Raw genomic sequence first — 975 nt, 5'->3', positions numbered from 1 at the left:
ATAATATACCACTAGCTAAAATAAAGGTAATAATGTAACCACCTATTGCACCGCCAAAATGGGCATCGTGTCCTATATTATCATTTTTATGTTTCATAGCATAAATGGTGTATAGTAAATAACCAACTCCTAATAAATAGGCCTTTATACCTAAATCTAAACTACCTATGTGTTGTGGTAAAAAAATAAAATACCGTTTTAGTTCTGGTCCCAGTAAAATAGCAGAATACAACACTCCAGTAACAGCCCCGCTAGCACCAAGAGCACTATACATGTAATTATCTTTATTAAAATATAAGGATAGTAAACTTCCAGCAAATAGACTTCCAAAATAAACTGCTATAAAACCTGCAGAGCCAATAGTATTTACAACTTGATCTGCAAAAAAGTATAATCCAATCATATTCATGATTAAATGGTTAGGGTCTGCATGTAAAAAACCAGAAGTAAACAATCTGTATTTTTCGCCTCTATTAATGGCGCCTACATTAAATTTATATTGTTCTCTAAAATAAAAATCATTAAATCCTTTTATAGAAATAAAAACATTTGCAGCTATAATAACAATTGTTATTAAATTTAAGTTCCCCATAAAGTGTTACTCTTTTTAGAAGTATTTTTTAAATTATAAATATATAAAATTACAAAACACATCATCTTAGTTATCACAAGACTCTTTATTGTTTTATACCGCCAAAATATAGCATATATTTGTCATTGCAAATTTAAAACGTATAAATGCAACTTTTAGCTTACATTATTCTTTATCCATTTTTATGGTTAATATCCATACTTCCATTTCGTTTACTATATGTGTTTTCAGATGGTTTATTTGTACTTATTTACTATATTATTGGGTACAGAAAAAAAGTAGTGATCGCTAATTTAAAATTAGTTTTTCCTGAAAAATCTTCGGAAGAAATAAACCGTATTACAAAAAAATTCTATCATCATCTTTGTGATATGGTTGTAGAG

The 975-nt window shown here is 28.0% G+C and carries 2 protein-coding genes; one reads left to right on the top strand and one right to left on the bottom strand.

What is annotated here, in order from left to right:
• Nucleotides 1–592: rhomboid family intramembrane serine protease (locus tag ACVC2P_RS00020; RefSeq protein WP_452596443.1), on the bottom strand; the 592-nt coding region annotated here is incomplete at its 3' end.
• Nucleotides 593–738: 146 nt separating this feature from the next.
• Between ACVC2P_RS00020 and ACVC2P_RS00015 the strand changes: the two genes are divergently transcribed.
• The coding region (locus tag ACVC2P_RS00015) for a lysophospholipid acyltransferase family protein (protein ID WP_452596442.1) at nt 739–975 on the top strand (237 nt) is incomplete at its 3' end.

Source organism: Pontimicrobium sp. MEBiC01747 (assembly GCF_053601635.1).
Note: the sequence above shows the minus strand (reverse complement) of the source record. Positions and strands in the feature narration are given on the sequence as shown.